The organism is Klebsiella sp. K5-306, assembly GCF_051835185.1.
GTDB lineage: Bacteria > Pseudomonadota > Gammaproteobacteria > Enterobacterales > Enterobacteriaceae > Klebsiella > Klebsiella oxytoca.
Window position 1 is genome coordinate 303508 of record NZ_JAIFJY010000004.1, and the last position, 17952, is coordinate 321459.

18 protein-coding genes are annotated in these 17952 nt (G+C 55.2%); 7 read left to right on the plus strand and 11 right to left on the minus strand.

The annotated features are described in order from the left end of the window. Positions 1-40 precede the first annotated feature (40 nt). The 5 genes from nrdF to K2184_RS09130 all read right to left on the minus strand — a co-directional run bounded on the left by nrdF (position 41) and on the right by K2184_RS09130 (position 4398). Complete coding sequence (nrdF, locus tag K2184_RS09110; protein WP_004104773.1) at positions 41-1003, minus strand: class 1b ribonucleoside-diphosphate reductase subunit beta; 963 nt, start codon at positions 1001-1003, stop codon at positions 41-43. Positions 1004-1013: 10 nt separating this feature from the next. Continuing rightward, on the minus strand, positions 1014-3158 hold the full coding sequence (gene nrdE / locus K2184_RS09115; RefSeq protein ID WP_004114699.1) for a class 1b ribonucleoside-diphosphate reductase subunit alpha: 2145 nt from the start codon (positions 3156-3158) through the stop codon (positions 1014-1016). Continuing rightward, positions 3131-3541: a class Ib ribonucleoside-diphosphate reductase assembly flavoprotein NrdI gene (nrdI, locus tag K2184_RS09120; RefSeq protein ID WP_016810039.1), complete on the minus strand. Its 411-nt coding sequence runs from the start codon at positions 3539-3541 to the stop codon at positions 3131-3133. Before nrdI ends, nrdE begins: the two co-directional genes overlap by 28 nt. After that, entirely contained in the window at positions 3538-3783 is a 246-nt protein-coding gene (gene nrdH / locus K2184_RS09125; protein WP_004104766.1) for a glutaredoxin-like protein NrdH, read from the minus strand. The genes nrdI and nrdH overlap by 4 nt, the downstream gene beginning before the upstream one ends. Before the next feature lie 183 nt (positions 3784-3966). Beyond that, positions 3967-4398: a carboxymuconolactone decarboxylase family protein gene (locus K2184_RS09130; protein ID WP_064370233.1), complete on the minus strand. Its 432-nt coding sequence runs from the start codon at positions 4396-4398 to the stop codon at positions 3967-3969. Between the two features lie 87 nt (positions 4399-4485). Between K2184_RS09130 and K2184_RS09135 the strand changes: the two genes are divergently transcribed. Further along, on the plus strand, positions 4486-5847 hold the full coding sequence (locus K2184_RS09135; protein ID WP_024274599.1) for a PLP-dependent aminotransferase family protein: 1362 nt from the start codon (positions 4486-4488) through the stop codon (positions 5845-5847). A gap of 69 nt (positions 5848-5916) precedes the next feature. Here the strand turns inward: K2184_RS09135 and K2184_RS09140 are convergent, their stop codons facing one another. Beyond that, entirely contained in the window at positions 5917-6243 is a 327-nt protein-coding gene (locus tag K2184_RS09140) for a DUF883 family protein (protein WP_004104759.1), read from the minus strand. Between the two features lie 149 nt (positions 6244-6392). Here K2184_RS09140 and K2184_RS09145 point away from each other — a divergent pair, with 149 nt between their 5' ends. Continuing rightward, positions 6393-6743 (plus strand): DUF2002 family protein, encoded by a 351-nt coding sequence (locus K2184_RS09145; RefSeq protein WP_004104757.1) that lies wholly within the window; start codon positions 6393-6395, stop codon positions 6741-6743. Between the two features lie 41 nt (positions 6744-6784). Here the strand turns inward: K2184_RS09145 and alaE are convergent, their stop codons facing one another. Beyond that, positions 6785-7234, minus strand: a complete 450-nt coding sequence (gene alaE / locus K2184_RS09150) for an L-alanine exporter AlaE (RefSeq protein ID WP_004104747.1) — start codon at positions 7232-7234, stop codon at positions 6785-6787. Positions 7235-7938: 704 nt separating this feature from the next. On the opposite strand from alaE, the gene stpA reads away from it, so the two are divergent. Next, complete coding sequence (gene stpA, locus K2184_RS09155) at positions 7939-8340, plus strand: DNA-binding protein StpA (protein WP_004104745.1); 402 nt, start codon at positions 7939-7941, stop codon at positions 8338-8340. A gap of 46 nt (positions 8341-8386) precedes the next feature. Here the strand turns inward: stpA and K2184_RS09160 are convergent, their stop codons facing one another. From K2184_RS09160 to K2184_RS09175, 4 genes are all read right to left on the minus strand, one after another. Further along, positions 8387-8566: a hypothetical protein gene (locus tag K2184_RS09160; protein ID WP_004104744.1), complete on the minus strand. Its 180-nt coding sequence runs from the start codon at positions 8564-8566 to the stop codon at positions 8387-8389. Between the two features lie 92 nt (positions 8567-8658). Further along, positions 8659-9180 carry a rhodanese family protein gene (locus K2184_RS09165; protein WP_004114690.1) on the minus strand — a complete coding sequence of 174 codons (522 nt, stop codon included), beginning with the start codon at positions 9178-9180 and terminating at the stop codon, positions 8659-8661. Positions 9181-9189: 9 nt separating this feature from the next. Continuing rightward, a complete protein-coding gene (locus tag K2184_RS09170) occupies positions 9190-9489 on the minus strand; it encodes an ArsR/SmtB family transcription factor (protein WP_064370232.1) in 300 nt (99 codons plus the stop codon). Between the two features lie 251 nt (positions 9490-9740). After that, positions 9741-11516 carry a sigma-54-dependent Fis family transcriptional regulator gene (locus tag K2184_RS09175; RefSeq protein WP_064370231.1) on the minus strand — a complete coding sequence of 592 codons (1776 nt, stop codon included), beginning with the start codon at positions 11514-11516 and terminating at the stop codon, positions 9741-9743. A 251-nt stretch (positions 11517-11767) separates the two neighbouring features. On the opposite strand from K2184_RS09175, the gene exaC reads away from it, so the two are divergent. From exaC to K2184_RS09195, 4 genes are all read left to right on the plus strand, one after another. Continuing rightward, a complete protein-coding gene (gene exaC, locus K2184_RS09180) occupies positions 11768-13288 on the plus strand; it encodes an acetaldehyde dehydrogenase ExaC (RefSeq protein WP_064370230.1) in 1521 nt (506 codons plus the stop codon). Between the two features lie 663 nt (positions 13289-13951). Beyond that, positions 13952-14548, plus strand: a complete 597-nt coding sequence (locus K2184_RS09185) for a fimbrial protein (protein WP_004104732.1) — start codon at positions 13952-13954, stop codon at positions 14546-14548. Between the two features lie 160 nt (positions 14549-14708). Continuing rightward, positions 14709-15368 carry a fimbrial biogenesis chaperone gene (locus tag K2184_RS09190; protein WP_032692342.1) on the plus strand — a complete coding sequence of 220 codons (660 nt, stop codon included), beginning with the start codon at positions 14709-14711 and terminating at the stop codon, positions 15366-15368. Between the two features lie 25 nt (positions 15369-15393). Further along, entirely contained in the window at positions 15394-17937 is a 2544-nt protein-coding gene (locus K2184_RS09195; protein WP_064383643.1) for a fimbria/pilus outer membrane usher protein, read from the plus strand. Positions 17938-17952 lie beyond the last annotated feature (15 nt).

Here is a 17952-nt window from a genome sequence, read left to right on the forward strand (position 1 = left end):
CACCAGGAAATATGCAGATATATTCCTGGTGAAAGTAAGGCTAAAAGTCCCAATCGCTATCGACGGTTTCTTCCGCTTTTCCCATGACATACGACGAACCCGAGCCGGAGAAGAAGTCGTGGTTTTCGTCGGCATTCGGCGAAAGCGCAGCGAGGATCGCCGGGTTGACGGCAGCCATTTCCGCCGGGAACAGCGCCTCGTAGCCGAGATTCATCAGCGCCTTGTTGGCGTTATAGCACAGGAAGGCGTTAACCTCTTCAACCCAGCCGCTATCGCCATACAGCTCGCGGGTATAGGCCAGCTCGTTGTCATACAGATCCATCAGCAGATCGAGGGCGAAGTTTTTCATCTCTTCACGCTTCTCGGCGCTGACTATTTCCAGCCCTTTCTGGAATTTGTAGCCAATGTAATAACCGTGTACCGCTTCATCGCGGATGATCAGGCGAATCAGATCGGCGGTGTTGGTCATCTTCCCCCGGCTGGAGAAGTACATCGGCAGCCAGAAGCCGGAATAGAAAAGGAATGATTCGAGAAAAACGCTGGCGATTTTTTTCTTCAGCGGTTCATCAGCCTGGTAGTACTCCAGCATCAGCTGCGCTTTACGCTGCAGCGGCGCGTTTTGTTCGCTCCAGGCGTAAGCGGCATCGACGTCTTTAGTCTGGCAGAGAGTAGAGAAAATGGAGCTGTAGGAGCGAGCGTGTACCGCCTCCATAAAGCTGACGTTCGACAGTACCGCCTCCTCGTGCGGGGTGAGGGCGTCGGCCATCAGCGCCGGGGCGCCAACGGTATTCTGGATGGTATCAAGCAGCGTCAGGCCGGTGAAGACGCGAATTGTCAGCTGTTGCTCCGCCGGGGAAAGCGTTTGCCAGGCGGGGATATCGTTAGACAGCGGCACCTTCTCCGGTAGCCAGAAGTTGCTGGTCAGCCGATTCCAGACCTCTAGATCCTTATCGTCTTCAATTTTGTTCCAGTTGATGGCGCTGACGCGCGATAAATGGGTCATCCTGTTCTCCTTACAGCGCGCAGGACACGCAGCCTTCGATTTCGGTACCTTCCAGCGCCAGCTGGCGCAGACGGATGTAATAGAGCGTTTTGATGCCTTTCTTCCACGCGTAAATTTGCGCTTTATTGATATCGCGCGTGGTCGCGGTATCGGGGAAGAACAGAGTCAGCGACAGCCCCTGATCGACATGACGCGTCGCCTCGGCGTAGGTGTCGATGATCTTCTGCGGGCCGATTTCGTAAGCATCCTGATACAGCGCCAGGTTGTCGTTGGTCATAAACGGCGCCGGATAATAGACGCGTCCGGTTTTCCCCTCCTTGCGGATCTCTATCTTCGACACGATCGGATGGATGCTGGAGGTCGCGTGGTTGATGTACGAAATAGATCCGGTGGGCGGCACCGCCTGTAGGTTGCGGTTATAGATGCCGTAGCGCATCACGTCATCGCGCAGCTGCCGCCACATATCGCGGTCGGGCAGGGTTATCGCGGAGCGGGCAAACAGCGCGCGGACTTTTGCCGTTTTCGGCTGCCAGTCGCCTTCCAGGTAGGGCCGGAAATAGTCGCCGCTGGCGTACCGCGACTGCTCGAATCCGGCAAAACGGGTCCCTCTTTCACGTGCTATCAGCATTGAAGTGCGCAGCGCGTGCCAGGTAATGGTATAGAAATAGAAATTGGTGAAATCCAGCCCTTCCTCGCTACCGTAGGCGATGCCCTCGCGCGCCAGATAGCCGTGCAGATTCATCTGTCCGAGGCCGATGGCGTGTGAAGCGGCATTACCCGCCGCGACCGACGGCACCGAACGGATATCGCTCATATCGGACACCGCCGTCAGACCGCGCACGGCAACTTCGACCGTGCGGGCAAAGTCGGGAGAGTCCATGGTGTGGGCGATATTCAGCGAGCCGAGGTTGCAGGAGATATCCTGGCCGATGCTGGCGTAATCCAGGTTTTCATCAAAGGTGGAAGGCGCGTTGACCTGCAGGATCTCCGAACACAGGTTGCTCATATTGATGCGCCCGGCAATTGGGTTCGCGCGGTTAACCGTGTCTTCAAACATGATGTACGGGTAGCCGGATTCAAATTGAATTTCCGCCAGCCGCTGGAACAGATCGCGGGCGCGGATCCAGCGCTTGCATACCCGCTCGTCGGCCACCAGTTGCGCATACATTTCGCTTACCGCGATATCGCCGAACGGTTTACCGTACAGACGTTCGACGTCGTAGGGCGAGAACAGCGCCATCTGCGCGTCTTCCTTCGCTAGCTGAAAGGTAATATCCGGAATGACGACTCCGAGCGAGAGCGTTTTTATGCGGATTTTTTCATCGGCATTCTCGCGTTTGGTATCGAGGAAACGCAGGATATCGGGATGATGGGCATGCAGATAGACCGCGCCGGCCCCCTGACGCGCGCCGAGCTGGTTGGCGTAGGAGAAGGCATCTTCGAGCATTTTCATCACCGGTACGACGCCGGAGGACTGATTTTCGATACGCTTGATCGGCGCCCCGGCTTCGCGAAGATTAGAGAGCAGAAACGCCACGCCGCCACCGCGTTTCGATAGCTGTAGCGCCGAATTCACCGCCCGGCCAATCGATTCCATATTATCTTCGATACGCAGCAGGAAACAGGAGACCAGTTCGCCGCGCTGCTGTTTACCGGCGTTGAGGAACGTCGGCGTAGCGGGCTGGAAACGCCCGGAGAGGATCTCATCGGTTAGCTGGTGGGCCAGCGCCTCGTTACCCTGCGCCAGGCTCAGGGCCACCATACAGGTGCGGTCGGCAAAGCCTTCAAGGTAGCGCTTACCATCAAAGGTTTTCAGCGCGTAGCTGGTATAAAACTTCCATGCGCCGAGAAAGGTCTGGAAGCGAAAACCGCCGTTTTGCGCATAGGTAAACAGCTCAAGAATAAACTGGCGATCGTAGCGCGCCAGGACCCTGGCATCGTAATAGCCTTCGGCGACCAGCCACGTCAGCTTGTCGTCCTGGCTGGCGAAGGGCACGGTATTCGGCTCAACGTGGTTGGCCATAAACGCCGCCACTGCCTGGCGATCTTTGTCAAACGGGATGCGACCATTGCTGTCGTAGAGATTCAGCATCGCGTTGAGGGCATGGAAATCCGGCGCCTCGGTGGTTATACGTTCTGCGGTTGTCGTTGCCAAAATTCGCTTACTCCTTTACGCACGTTGTCGACATCTTGCGGGGTGCCCATCAGCTCAAAGCGATAGAGGTACGGTACGCCGCATTTCTGCTTGATGACGTCACCCGCCCGACCGTAGGCCTCGCCGAAATTGCGGTTGCCCGCAGCGATGACGCCGCGAATGCGCTGGCGGTTATGCGGATCGTTGAGAAAACGGATCGCCTGGCGGGGGACTGCGCCCGCCGTGCCGCCGCCGCCATAGCTGGGGACGATAAGAATGTAGGGTTCGTCTACCTGAATGCGCTCGCGTTCGTTAAGCGGTATACGCACGGCGGGCAGCCCCAGACGCTGGACGAACCGATGCGTGTTTTCGGAACTGCTGGAGAAGTAGACGATCAGGCTCATAGGCTGGCCGCTGAGGCTGTTGGACGCAGGCGGTTAATCATATCGGGACGGAAGCCAGACCAGCGGGTCTCCCCGGCAATCACCACCGGTAGCTGGCGGAAGCCTTGCTCGCGCAGCATATCGACGGCTTCAGGATGATGGTCAATATTGACCATGTCGAACTCAAACCCGCGGGTTTCCATGGCCCGTTTCGTGGCATGGCATTGCACGCAGTCATTTTTAGTGTAAATAGTAATGCGCATGATTCGTATTTCCATTTAAGATAGCAGCACGACGCAAAAACTGGCGCCGCGTGCTATGGGTTATCGTTGAAGGAAATACTAGATGTAGTTATTTAAAAGTTCAACAACTCAATATATATGGTTTTTGTAAAGACTGGCCCCCGAGGAAAGATCCGCCGGGGGACGGGATTTCTTACCGAAAAATTACAGACGCATGCTTACCGCCAGGCGGTTAAAGGCGTTCATCAGGCTGATGGCGAAAGTCAGATCGCTAATCTGCCGGGCGTTAAAATGATCGAGGAGTGGTAGATAAACAGCGTCTTCCGCATGGCTTTCGGCGATATGGGTGACCGATTCAGCCCACGCCAGCGCCGCGCGTTCCGCATCGCTGAAATGGGCGCTCACCCGCCAGCCTGCCAGGGCGTCCAGTTTGTTTTGCGCCACGCCGGATTGACGCAGGGCTTTGCTGTGCATCTCCAGGCAGAAGGCGCAGCCGTTGATTTGCGATACCCGCAAATACACCAGTTCTATCAGCGCGCCGTCCAGCTCGCTTTTTTCCAGCGCAATCTTGGCCTTAACCAGAGCGTTATAGACTTCCGGGCTCAGTTCATTGTACGGCTGACGTAGTGTGTTCATTTTACTCTCCTCATTAAGACGCGAGGAAAATAGCACTATAATGGACTGCATAAGATAGCCATATTGTGATGAAAAAAGCAGACCATGATGGATGCCAAAAAAATCCCGCATTACCAGCGTATCGCCCGACAGCTCAAGCAGGCAATTGAGCGCGGCGAGCTGGCGCCGGGCAGCAGGCTGCCGGCGAGTCGGGTCTATGCTCAGGAGCTTGGCGTATCGCGAGCAACGATTGAAAACGCCTGGGGAGAGCTGGTAGCGCAGGGCTGGCTGGAGCGGCGCGGGCAGGCGGGAACCTTTGTCAGCGATCGCCTCAGCCCACAGCAAAGCGTGCCTGAACGCTCTGTTACCGGCGATGAACCGACAGCGCCGCTGCCGCTTCAGCTTGGGCTGCCCGCGCTGGATCTGTTTCCACGCGGTCTGTGGACGCGGATCATGGGGCGCCGGCTGCGTACGCAAACGCGTTTCGATCTCGCGCCCGGCGATCCCTGCGGGGACCCGACGCTTCGGCAGGCGATCGTCGATTATTTGCGCCTGTCGCGCAGTATAGAGTGTCGTCCTGAGCAGGTGCTGGTGACGGGTAGCTACCCGGCGTCGATGAGCCTCATTCTGCGAACCCTGTCCCGGCCGGGCCAGCAAATGTGGATGGAGGATCCGGGATTTCCGCTTATCCGGCCGATCGTGAGCGGCGAAGGGGTGGCGATCTGCCCGGTTCCGGTTGACGAAGACGGAATGGATATTGGCTGGGCGCAGCGGCATTACCCAAACGCGAATTTTGCGCTGCTGACGCCGGCTCATCAAAGCCCGCTCGGCGTTGCGCTCTCATTGACCCGGCGCAGACAGTTACTGCTATGGGCGGCGCAGAATAACGCGTGGATTATCGAAGATGATTACGATAGCGAATTCCGCTATCGCGGCAAGCCGCTGCCGCCGTTAAAAAGCCTCGACGCCCCGCAGCGCGTCATCTACGCCGGTGCGTTCAGTAAAACGTTTTTCCCGGCATTACGCGCAGCGTGGCTGGTGGTGCCGGAACCGCTGGTGGCGCAGTTTCGCCAACAGGCGGCGCTGATGAGCTGTAGCGTGCCGACGTTGTGGCAGCAGACGCTGGCTGATTTTATCCGCGAAGGCCATTTCTGGCGCCATCTGAAGAAAATGCGCGCCAGCTATGCTCAGCGTCGTCAGTGGCTTGAATCGGCGCTGCGGGAGCACGGTATCGCGGTGGTTCCGCAAGCGGGCGGCATTCAGATGGTCGTCAGGGTAAGCGGCGACGATCGTCAACTGGCCCTGCGCGGCAGACAGGCCGGTCTGGCCATCCAGGCGTTAAGCGACTGGCGAATGGATAGCCGGGGAGAAGGGGCGCTGCTGATGAGCTTCACCAATTTAACCTCAGCGGAGATGGCGGGCGAGGTGGTACGAAAGCTGACTCGGGCTCTCGCTTCTCAGGACAAATAAAAACCCCTGCATACCGGAGTAGGCAGGGGTGGACGCGTATTTGTTATCTTCATTGGTCTGGCAGTTTTATTATCGACGTAAATTCAACAATACGCCAATAAATACCCCAACGGCTGCTGCAGCGCCAACGCTTTGCCACGGTTTGTCGCGCACGTAGCTGTCAGCGCAGCCCATGGCGTCGCATGCCGCCTGCTGAACGCGGTTGTTGCCGTTAAGGCGCGCGCGGGTCTCTTTTAGCAGCGCCTGCGCTTTTTTACGCGCGGCATCCGCTTCGTCTTTGGCGTCGCTGCCCCATGATTTCAGCACCTCTTCCAGCGTATCCGCTAATTGGCTGACATCGTTATGGATATCTTCAGCGCTCTCTTCTACGTTGTTGCGGTTTGCTCGGTTAGCCATTGGTTTCTCCCTTTATTCCATTGAGTCTATAAGTGTAGGACAAGATTTTGCTTTATGCTGTAAATCGCCCTTTATGGAATATTCCGAAAGCGTTGGCTTTAATGAATAAGGTAAGGTTAACGTGCGGTAAAAGATAATGAGGAATTAGTATGTATTTAAGACCCGATGAGGTGGCGCGAGTTCTTGAAAAAGCCGGCTTCACCATGGATGTTGTGACGCAAAAAGCCTATGGCTATCGCCGTGGCGATAATTATGTTTACGTGAACCGTGAAGCTCGTATGGGGCGTACCGCGTTAATTATTCATCCGGCTTTAAAAGAACGCAGCACTACGCTTGCGGAGCCCGCGTCGGATATCAAAACCTGCGATCATTACGAGCAGTTTCCGCTGTATTTAGCGGGAGACGCTCAGCAGCATTATGGTATTCCACACGGGTTCAGTTCGCGCATGGCGCTTGAGCGTTTTCTGAGTGGCCTGTTTGGCGAAGCGCAATACAGCTGACAAAAAGCGGCTGGCGGAACCAGTCGCTTTTTCGCATTAACTCAGGCTTTGGCCTGCTGGTAGGGACTGACGCGGAAAAGGCGTCGGCAGTAGTCGAGGAAGTAGCCGTACGCTGCGCCCATCATCATCGACACCACGATATTTGAACTTACCGCCGCGGCAATCTGATGCCAGTCAGCGCCGACAACCAGCAAAATCGCCACGTAGACCGGCGACTGGAAAGTCACATAGGCCACCACATCCGCAATGTTCTTCATCCAGCCTGATGTGCTGACGCGGCGCGCCTGGCGCATCGCAAAATCGCGATAAAAACCGTAGGGGACGGCAATAATAATGTTCACCGGAATCGCCACCAGTCTTGAAGATAACGACTGCTCGAAGCTCATTCCGGAGAGAAAGATTTCGATCATCATGTTCACAACGGTGCAGTAAACCACCATCGCAAAGGTGTCTGCTACCGCATGACGCAAGCGGGACTGCGCAGAGAACATCGGTGTGCTCCTCGAAAATGAAGTCGATAATGCCAAAAGATTCGCTTTTGTTTAGCGTTTTGGGTTGCCTGTTTTGATGTGCGTAGAGTATATCTCTGCATTAAAAGTGGCAACTAGCTATAAATTTTTATTTAAAGGCTTTTTGTCGATAAAATACTCTGCAGCTGGCTGTTTTTTGTTCATTACGCTACTTTTGTTGTCATTGCTTCATTTTTTATTATTTATCAATGATTTGATTTTATTATGCGCAGAATGGACGATACCTCTGGCAATGGGTAACAGCGTCGTTTCGCGACAGAATCGGGTTCTGATGTGAACGGGGTCACTTTTGGAGTTTTTTACGTATCAAAGAGCATAAAACCAGCATGATATGCTGTATAACTCTCTGGGTGGCTATTCATAACTCATGCATGAATATTCCGTACAGACGCCTGCCGCATTTTGCCTGGCTAAGCGGAATATTCTGATAACTCGCTGAGCCTACAGGTATTACATCAAAGAATGGCCGCTATTCATATTGACCTATCTTTCAGCGCTTATTCATTGCTAATAATTACCCTGTTATCGGTTTGTTTATCATATTTGTTGTCGCTAAGTGAGGATGGATATACAGAATTATCCAGGGCTGGAAATAAATAATCGAATCAATTAAACTATTGCCGTCACTTTTGTTTTATTTGCTATTTGGGAATTTTTTGAAATATATGTCATTACTATTAGAGAAACTGAATAATATTCGTTCACTCCGCGCCATGTCTCGTGAATTCTCCATTGACGTGCTTGAAGATATGCTGGCAAAGCTAAGGACCGTCACTGAAGAAAAACGCGCTGAAGAGCAGGCTGCTCAGGCACAGCAGGCGGAATATCAGGAAAAAATAAACACCTGGCTGGAATTAATGACCGCTGACGGTATCACCCCAGAGGAATTAGTGGGCCACGCGACCGCGACTTCAAAAGGCGGCAAAAAGCGCCAGCCGCGTCCGGCTAAATATCGTTTTACCGATCATACCGGCGCCGAGAAAACCTGGACCGGGCAGGGACGTATGCCGAAGCCGCTCGCTAAAGCCGTCGCTGAGGGTAAATCCCTTGAGAGCTTCCTGATCTAATATTCAGAACGGTGGGGAAACCCACCGTTATTTTTACCCGGCTTAATCAGCACACGCCAAAATCGCCGTCTTCTTTATAAGCCGTTACCTCGGTTGCTTTCAGCGTATATTTCTCCCCCTGCTCGTTACCGGCCTGAACGGCAATAATGCTGTCGCCCTGGACTTCAACGACTTTGAGTTTTGGTCCGCCTGCGCGCGGCTGTACCAGGTCACCGACTGTAAACATACTTCTTCTCCTGTGTGCTGATAAAAATTATCGCTGACAATAACCATAGCTCAGCAAAAGCGTTATCAACAGCTGACCGAAAGAGGTAGAGGTCAACGACGATTCCAGGGCATCAGCGCCAAAAGCCGCGCCATGCCGCAAAAGCCGGTGATACCGGCGAAGGCGAGTCCGGCGCCGACGAATGCGCTAAGCAAAAAAAAGCCGCTGTTAACCGTATAACCTAAAGCGACGCCAAGCAAAATCAGGACGCCTGCGGCGATTTGAACCTGACGCATCAGCGGTAGCGGCTGTGATTTATCCTCTTCCACCGGCAGACCTGCCGCTTTCCAGGCCTGTATTCCACCAGCCAGCAGCCTGGCCTGCGCCGGCGCGGCGGAGGCGGCCAGACGGGCGGCGTTATTCTGAGTGCGCGAACCTGCCTGACAGTGAAAAACAATCGTCTCCTCGGGGCTGGCGTGCAGCGCTGCGCCTTTGTTCAAGGTTTCCAGTGGGACGAGTTGTGCGCCGGGAATATGCTCACGGGCGTATTCATCGGCATCGCGGATATCGACCAGCCGGGCGCCTCTGTCGATGAGCGCCCGGGCTTCGGCGGGAGAAAGCGTAGCGATAGTCATAGACGCTCCTTAAGGACAGTAAATTGACTTTAGCGCGGTGACGATTTGCTGCACCGCTGGCCGGGTAATGAAGTAGTGGATCCGCTGCGCCTGACGCTCGCAGCCGATCAGCCCTTCATCGCGCATTCGCGCCAGATGTTGAGATGTGGCGGAGGAGCTTAATCCGGTGATCCGCGCCAGCTCGCCGGCGCTGGTGCCCGGCGAATCGCACAGCATGCACAGAATCAAAAGCCTGCTGGGATGGCTCATGGCTTTCAGCAGCGCGGCGGCTTCGCCCGCGCTGGCCTGTAGCTGTTCTGGTGTATTCATTTATTTTAGTCTTTTCTAAATTTAGTAAATACTAAAATAAAAAAGCGCATTACGCCAGTCATGAATGTTGTGAGGCTAAATAGCCTGGCTGAATCCACGACGATTTATTTCAGCCTGTGGCGTCGGTAGCGCGCAGCTTGTCTGGCAGGGCGTCGGGCGACGATTAACCTCCCTGTGCGAAACGATAAGTAAACGCCTGTTCGCCTGGCTACCGCCGCGCTTCATGCCCTGACGTAATCTCCATGGCTGGCTCACTGGCCTCCGCGGCGGGCGGCGCGGCGATAGAGCGTACTGCGTGCGACGCCTAAAGCCTGCGCGGCCTTACTGATATTGCCGTTATAGCTTGCCAGGGTGTCGGCAATCAGCTGCGCATCGTGCTGCTGTAGCCCACCCGGCGCGGCGGTCGGGGTTCGGTACTCATGAGGCAAATCATCGACCCCCAGCGTTTCGCCATCTTCGGCAAGCGCCAGCAATACTCTCATCAGGCTTTGCAACTGGCGCACATTGCCTGGCCAGGGCTGAGCCGCCAGCCGTTGTATAACCTCCGGGGCCAGCGTGATGCGACGTTTCTCTCCGCCCTGCTCGCGCCACAGCCGCTGAATAAACGCAGGCAGTTCAGGCCACTTGCGCAGCGGCGGCAGCGTCAGGGCAAACTCACGCAGGCGGTAGAGCAGGTCTTCGCGGAAGACGCCTTCGGCCACCCGCTGCGCCAGGTTGCGATGGGTCGCGCAAATGACCGCGAAGTTCACCGGCGAGCTCCGGCTGGCGCCTAGCGGCGTGACCTCTTTCTCCTGCAAGACCCGCAGCAGCCGGGTCTGTAGCGCTAACGGCATATCGCCAATTTCATCAAGAAAAAGAATGCCGCCATCGGCCTCGCGGATCTTGCCGATATAGCCGTTTTTGTTTGCCCCGGTAAACGCGCCGGGCTGGTAGCCAAACAGTTCTGATTCAATTAGCGATTCCGGAATAGCGGCGCAGTTGATGGCGACGAATTTGCCGCTGCTCCAGCGGCTGTGCCGGTGCAGCATGCGGCTGACGTACTCTTTGCCGCAGCCGGTCTCTCCTTCGATACATAAGCCAATCCCGGCATTAAGCAGACGCAGCAGCTTTTCTGATTCATGCGGGCTGGAGAACGGCAGATCGAGTGCCGGGCGCGCGGTCGTCGCCACGCTGGCGGTCGCGGGAGCACGCAGACGGTAATAGTAGTTGTGCCCTCCGACGGCGACCGGCAGCGGGATACTAACGGCGGTTTGCCGCAGCTGCGAAAAAAGCTGCTGGAAAGTGAGATGACCAAACCGGGCGGCGTCGAGGTCGAATTCGCGCATCGCCAGCCGGTTAGCCGCCGTCAGCACGTTATCGGTAAAGACCAGCAGCCGTTCGTCTACGCTGTCGAGTTTTTCCGCCCGGGGATGCAGGCTCATCAGCCACTGCTGCGGGTGCAGACTCTGTTTCACCCATAGATATTCTATTTGCTTCGCGGCGCCTTTTACCCACGCCAGCGTCCGGGCGTGCGGATAGTGGGCCGGGCCGGAGATATCCAGCACCCCGGCTATTTTCCCCTCGGGATTTTGCAGCGGTACGGCGGCGCAATACAGGCCCTGGTTGCTGGTGAGGAAATGCTGACGGCCATCAATTTCGCAGCTGTCGTCTATCGCCAGCGCGGTGCCGATGGCGTTGGTTCCGCGTCCGCTTTCGCTCCACAGGTTGCCCGGGGCTAAAGCGAAGCGCTGCGCTTTCTGCATGGCCTGCGTCTCACCAAAGGTTTGCAAAACCAGTCCGCTGGCGTCAGAGAGGATCACCACCGATTGCAGATCGTTGACCTTGCTGGACAAGGCATTAACCACCGGCTGGGCCAGCTTTTGCAGACGACTATGGCTGGCGAGCCTGTCGGCCAGCTCGCTGGCGTGCAGGCGAGGGAAGTCGTCAGTAGCGGGGTCGATGCCATAGCGCTGGCTGCGGCACCAGGAGTCGCTCAGCAGCGGGCTCGCTTTGATCTCTGGCGTCAGGGCAAATGGATTTCCTGGCACGGGACACCTCGTCATCTCACTAGTGTTGCAATATTGTAGCTACAAGGTTTTGTTAGTGTTGCGATTTGCAACACATAAGGAACATTCAGTGCAACAGAAAGCGAGGTTTATAGGCTATCAATATGAAAAATAGGAATATTTTTGGTGGCGAAAAAGGTGGCACGCCCCCTGCAATGGTATGAAGACGCAGCGAGCCGCCGGACAAAACTAATACGCCGCTGCGCTTCAACCCTACATGAAGGAGATTCGCGATGCGTTATGCACATCCTGGCACGCCGGGCGCTTTGGTTTCACTGAAGTCTGCTTACGGTAACTTTATTGATGGTAAATTTGTCGAGCCGATTGGCGGCGAATTCTTTATGAACACCTCCCCGGTCGACGGTAGCAACATTGGTCAGTTTCCACGATCGGATGCCAAAGATATCGACTTCGCCCTGGATGCGGCGCATCGGGCCGCCGACGCCTGGGGCAAAACGTCGGCTCAGCAGCGCGCCAATCTGCTGCTGCAGGTTGCCGACCGTATTGAGGCCAACCTCGAGTATCTGGCGGTGGCGGAGAGCTGGGATAACGGCAAACCGATCCGCGAAACGCTCAACGCCGACCTGCCGCTGGCGGTCGATCACTTCCGCTACTTCGCCGGCTGCCTGCGCGCGCAGGAAGGGAGCACGGCGGAGATTGATGAAACGACGGTGGCTTACCATTTCCATGAGCCTCTTGGCGTGGTCGGACAAATTATCCCGTGGAACTTTCCGCTGTTAATGGCCGCCTGGAAACTGGCGCCGGCGCTGGCGGCAGGTAACTGCGTGGTACTAAAACCGGCGGAGCAGACGCCGCTCAGCATCACGCTGCTGCTGGAGATTATTGGCGATCTGTTCCCGGCGGGCGTCCTTAACGTGGTTCAGGGTTTTGGCAAGGAGGCGGGCGAAGCGCTGGCCACCAGTAAACGTATTGCCAAAATCGCCTTTACCGGCTCGACGCCGGTTGGCCGCCATATTATGGCCTGCGCGGCGGAAAACATTATCCCTTGCACCGTTGAGCTGGGCGGTAAATCGCCGAACATCTACTTTGCCGACGTGATGGAGGGGGAAGAAGAGTATATCGAGAAGGCGGTGGAAGGCCTGGTGCTGGGCTTCTTTAACCAAGGGGAGGTTTGTACCTGCCCGTCCCGCGCGCTGATTCAGGAGTCTATTTACGAACCCTTTATGGCGCGGGTCATGGACAAAGTGGCGCAAATTCGCCGCGGCGACCCCTTTGACACCGGTACGATGATCGGCGCGCAGGCGTCACATCAGCAGTTCGATAAAATACTCTCGTATATCAAGATCGCTCGCGATGAAGGCGGTACCATCCTGACCGGCGGCGAACGCGCCAGCATCTCTGCCGAACTGGATAACGGCTACTATATTCAGCCGACGCTGATTCAGGGACGCAACGATATGCGCAGCTTCCAGGAAGAGATTTTCGGCCCGGTGATTGGCGTGACCACCTTTAAGGATGAAGCTGAGGCGCTGTCTATCGCTAATCAGACCCAGTTCGGCCTTGGGGCTGGGGTGTGGACGAGGGATACCAATCTTGCCTATCGCATGGGGCGCGGCATTAAAGCCGGCCGGGTGTGGACCAACTGTTATCACATCTATCCTGCGCACGCCGCATTCGGCGGTTACAAACAGTCCGGCGTAGGGCGTGAAACGCATAAAATGGCCCTCAACGCCTACCAGCAGACGAAAAACCTGCTGGTCAGCTACGGTACCGCGCCGCTGGGCCTGTTCTGATCGAAGCCTGCTATTTATTCATTTTTCAATACCGCCCGCAATCTTGTTTGATTGCGGGTTTTTATTCCATAAAAAAAGTACTGTTATTGCTTTTGCGTCCAGCCGCTTGCCGCTTAAAAAAGCTTCTTCCATATTGATTATTAATAATTACTCACGTGATTATTGATTATTCGTTTACGAAAATAAGATTGAACGCAACCTAAGATTAATCCTAATATTTAATAAATGCCGCGCGTGCTCACGGATTTATTGCCGCAAAATAGCGGCTAAATTCGTTGTTTTTGTTAAATTGTGCAATCCAATGTTGCGATTTGATGTTGTTGTATCGTGATTTTTGGTTGCGTTAATTAACAAAATGCGCAATGTCTTTAATATTATTTTTATATGTGAAATAAAACAGCATTTCATTAACATAACAAAATATTGCGATTTGTAATGGGTAGGGATAGTATTTATTTGTTCCCTGAATAAATGGTTAGTCAATTTCGCTAAAAGCACTTTTTATTTTATTACGCATGATCAATTGAGCGGCACGGGTTTTTTCCTGATGGCCAGCGGACGGAACGCCAATACTATTAACATGGAGGATCTGTATGCAGATTTGCGCGGCCTTAAGCCTTAGCGCGGAATCTGTAAAAATATAAGTTAGAGATGAGATAAATAATGAAAAAGCAATTTCGTATTATGGCAATGTTTGTCGGTGCTCTGGTGTCTGGCAGCGCATTATCCACGCCTTCACAGCCGGCCAGTTCGGCAATGACCGTGAATCCCGGCTCGAATGCGGGCACGCAAGGAACGGGCGGTCAGGTGGAATTTACCGGCTCCATTACCGACTCCTCCTGTAATGTTGATAGCACCAGCGCGAATCAAAGCGTCGATCTGGGAAAATGGGCGAGCAGCTATTTTACCGGCACGGGTTCAGAAACCACCAAAACCTCCTTTCATATCAAAGTCAAAGATTGTCCTTCCACCGTCACCACCGTCTCGGTGCTGTTTGACGGTACCCGCGATAGCAACAATAGCGATCTACTGGCGATTAACGGTACCGCAAAAGGGGTAGCGATTAAGCTGTATGAAGATGACAAATCGACGCCGGTTGAGCTTGGCGACGTTTCTCGCGGCCATAGCGTTACCGCCGGTGCCAGCGGCACCACTACCGGAACCGCCGATCTCGAATTCTTTGCTGACTATGTCTCGACCAGTGCGGTTACCGCGGGTTCTGCCAACGGTACAGCTAACTTCAATATGGTTTACAACTAATAAAATAAAAGCGGGTAACGCTACGGTTATTAAAGCTTGCCCGGGCCGGGCAAGGCGTTAGCTTCTGCCTGGCTGAAAGACGGGCGCCTTGGTTTATCCATATTTATTATCAGGCTTTGTTACTGATACCCGCTTTTATTATTCCCGGACGGTAATGATTATGAAACGAACGATCGCCGCGCTAGCCTTGTTAATATTATCCACCGCGGCCCACGCCGGTATTGTCATGGGAGGAACCCGGGTAATCTATCAGGAAGGGAAGCGAGAGGCCGCAATATCAGTTACTAATGCAGATAGCCATTCGCCTTATCTGGTGCAATCGTGGGTGGAAAATTATGCGGAGAATAATAAGAGCCGGGTGCCGTTTATCGTTACGCCGCCGTTATTCCGGCTCGATCCAGAACAGCAGAACGTGTTGCGTATTAATTTCATTGGCGCAACGCTGCCCGCGGATCGGGAATCGGTATTTTGGCTCAATGTAAAAAGTATTGCGCCAACGAAAAAAGATGAAGTGAATAAGCTACAGGTCAATATTAAATCAAAATTTAAGATCTTCTATCGCCCGAATGGCCTGACGGGTGACCCAGCCGATGCATGGCGCAAGCTGACATTTAAAATTGACGGCTCACGGCTGGTAGCGCAAAACCCGACGCCCTATTTTGTTTCATTTTTTACCCTTTCGGTGGGCGGCAAGGAGATTACTGAACCCGGCATGATTGGACCCTTTAGCCAGCAAGAGTGGCCGATTCATCGCACCGGCATTATTAAGTGGCGCGCCATTAATGATTTCGGCGGGATGACGGATTTCGCGCAACAGTAATTTTGCTTCGTCTGGTCAGGATATTGTGAAAAATAACCCCTCTGGTATGACTTCCGGTTATACGGCGATCGCTGCGCCAACCGGCGGGATTTCATTATTAGCGACGGTGCCGACGGCGCTTTTCCTGCTTTGTCAAAGCGGCATCGCGCGGGCGGATGAGTACTTCGATCCGGCGGCCTTAGAATTTGCCAATCCGCAGCAAAAGACCGCTGACTTACGCTATTTTGCAAAATCAGGCGGCCAGCAGCCGGGGACTTATTCAGTCAGCATTTGGGTGAATAATCAGGAAATAACCCGGGGCGAGGTGACGTTTATCGACAGCAACGGCGCGCTGCAGCCGCAGTTAACCCCGGCGCAGCTGGCGGAATATGGCGTGAACGTCAGCGCTTTTTCTGCCTTTCAATCGCTGCATGAGGGGCAAGCGTTCACCCACATCGAGCGCTACATTCCTGATGCCAGTAGCCGTTTCGATTTTGCCGATCAGCGCCTGATCTTAAGCATTCCCCAGGCGGCCATGAACGTCCAGAGCCGCGGATACGTGGATCCAGCGCGCTGGGACGACGGTATCCCGGCGGCGTTTGTTAACTACAACCTGACCGGGTCGCAAACCCGGCAGCCGGATGACAATAGCCAATCCAGCTATCTGAACCTACGCAGCGGGGTTAACCTTGGGGCCTGGCGCCTGCGCAACGTATCGTCGATGGAGTACGATCGCACCCGGCGCTGGAATTCGCAGAGCACCTGGCTACAGCGCGATGTGAAATCCCTCAAAAGCCTGCTGCGAATGGGCGATACCTTTACGACCGGCGACGTTTTTGACAGCGTGCAGTTTCGCGGTATTCAGCTAATGTCCGATGATGAAATGCTGCCGGACAGCCAGCGCGGCTTCGCTCCAACGATCCGCGGGATGGCGCATAGTAATGCGAAGGTGACGATATCCCAGCATGGCTACGTGATCTATGAAACGTTCGTCTCGCCGGGGGCGTTTGCAATAAACGATCTCTATCCGACGGCGCAAAGCGGCGACCTCGAAGTCCAGGTGAAAGAGAGCGACGGTTCGGTGCGAACCTTTACGCAACCTTTTTCAGCCGTACCCTTTATGCTGCGCGAAGGGCGGGTTAAATACAACCTGAGCGCCGGGCGCTTCCGTTCAGCGCAGCGCCAGGGGCAGTCGCCGACGTTTTTACAGGGCACGCTGTTTTATGGGCTACCGGCTGAATTCACGCTCTACGGCGGTAGCCAGCTGGCGCAGGATTACCAGTCGTGGGCGCTTGGCATCGGGCGCGGTTTGGGCGAACTGGGGTCGATCGGAGGCGATGCGACGTGGGCAAACACCACAGCGCCGTCGGGAAAGCGCTCGGCAGGTCATTCGGTGCGCGTGCAGTATCAGAAGGATTTTGCCGGCACGGGGACTTCATTCAGTCTCGCCAGCTATCGCTACTCCTCCAGTGGCTACTATGACTTCAGCGAAGCGAATGCGCTTGAAAGCCGCAACGGGCTGCTCGACAACAAGCGCAGCCGCGAAGAAATATCGCTTTCTCAGGCCTTTGGCGGTATCAGCAGCCTGGCGATATCCGCCTGGTCGCAGGAGTACTGGCACAGTCATAGCCGCGATGAAACGCTGCATCTCGGATTTTACAGCGCCTGGCGAGGCGTGACGTGGGGCGTGGGTTATTACTACACCCATTCATCCGATCGACAAAAAGCCGATCGTTCGTGGTCCTTTAATCTGAGCGTTCCGCTTTTCGGCCCGCTATCCGAGAGCGCGATCAGCTACAGCATGACCTCCGACAATAGCGGACGTACTTCGCAGCAGGCGTCGCTGTTCGGTTCGCTTCCGCATCATCCCAATCTCTACTACTCCCTCCAGCAGGGCTACGTTAACGGCGGCCAGGGCAGTAACAGCAGCGCCGCGCTGGATTACCACGGCGGCTACGGAACCGCGCAGCTCGGCTATCGCCACGATAGCGCCAGTCAGCAGCTTACCTGGGGCGCATCGGGCTCCGTTGTCGCCCATCCTCATGGCGTGACGCTCGGGCAGACCGTCGGCGAAAGCTTTGCCATCGTGCGTGCGCCGGGCGCTGCTGAGGTGGCGATTCAGAACGGCAGCAATGTGCATACCGACTGGCGAGGCTATGCGGTGGTGCCTTCGCTGACGGCCTATCGCAAAAACACCATTACGCTTGATACCGAATCGCTGGCCGACGATGCCGATGTCGAACTTGAAGGACAGACGGTGATCCCCGGCGGCGGGGCGGTGGTGCAGGCGAACTACCAGACCCATATCGGCAGCCGCGTGCTGTTTACCCTCAGCGATAGTCACGGGCCGCTGCCGTTCGGCGCCAGCGTTCGCTTGCGGAAAGCTGAAGGCGATCCTGGCGGGGCCCCGGGCGGCATGGTGGCCGACGGCGGGCAGGTCTATCTGAGCGGCATTCCGCAGGAAGGGACGCTGGATGTCGCCTGGAATGCCGACAACATCTCACGGAGATGCGCGCTGCATTTCCATCTTACCGATACCGTACAGCAGAGGCAGAGTCCGGTTAAAACCGTCTCTGGCTTCTGCCAGTAGGTCTGCACAGAGGTG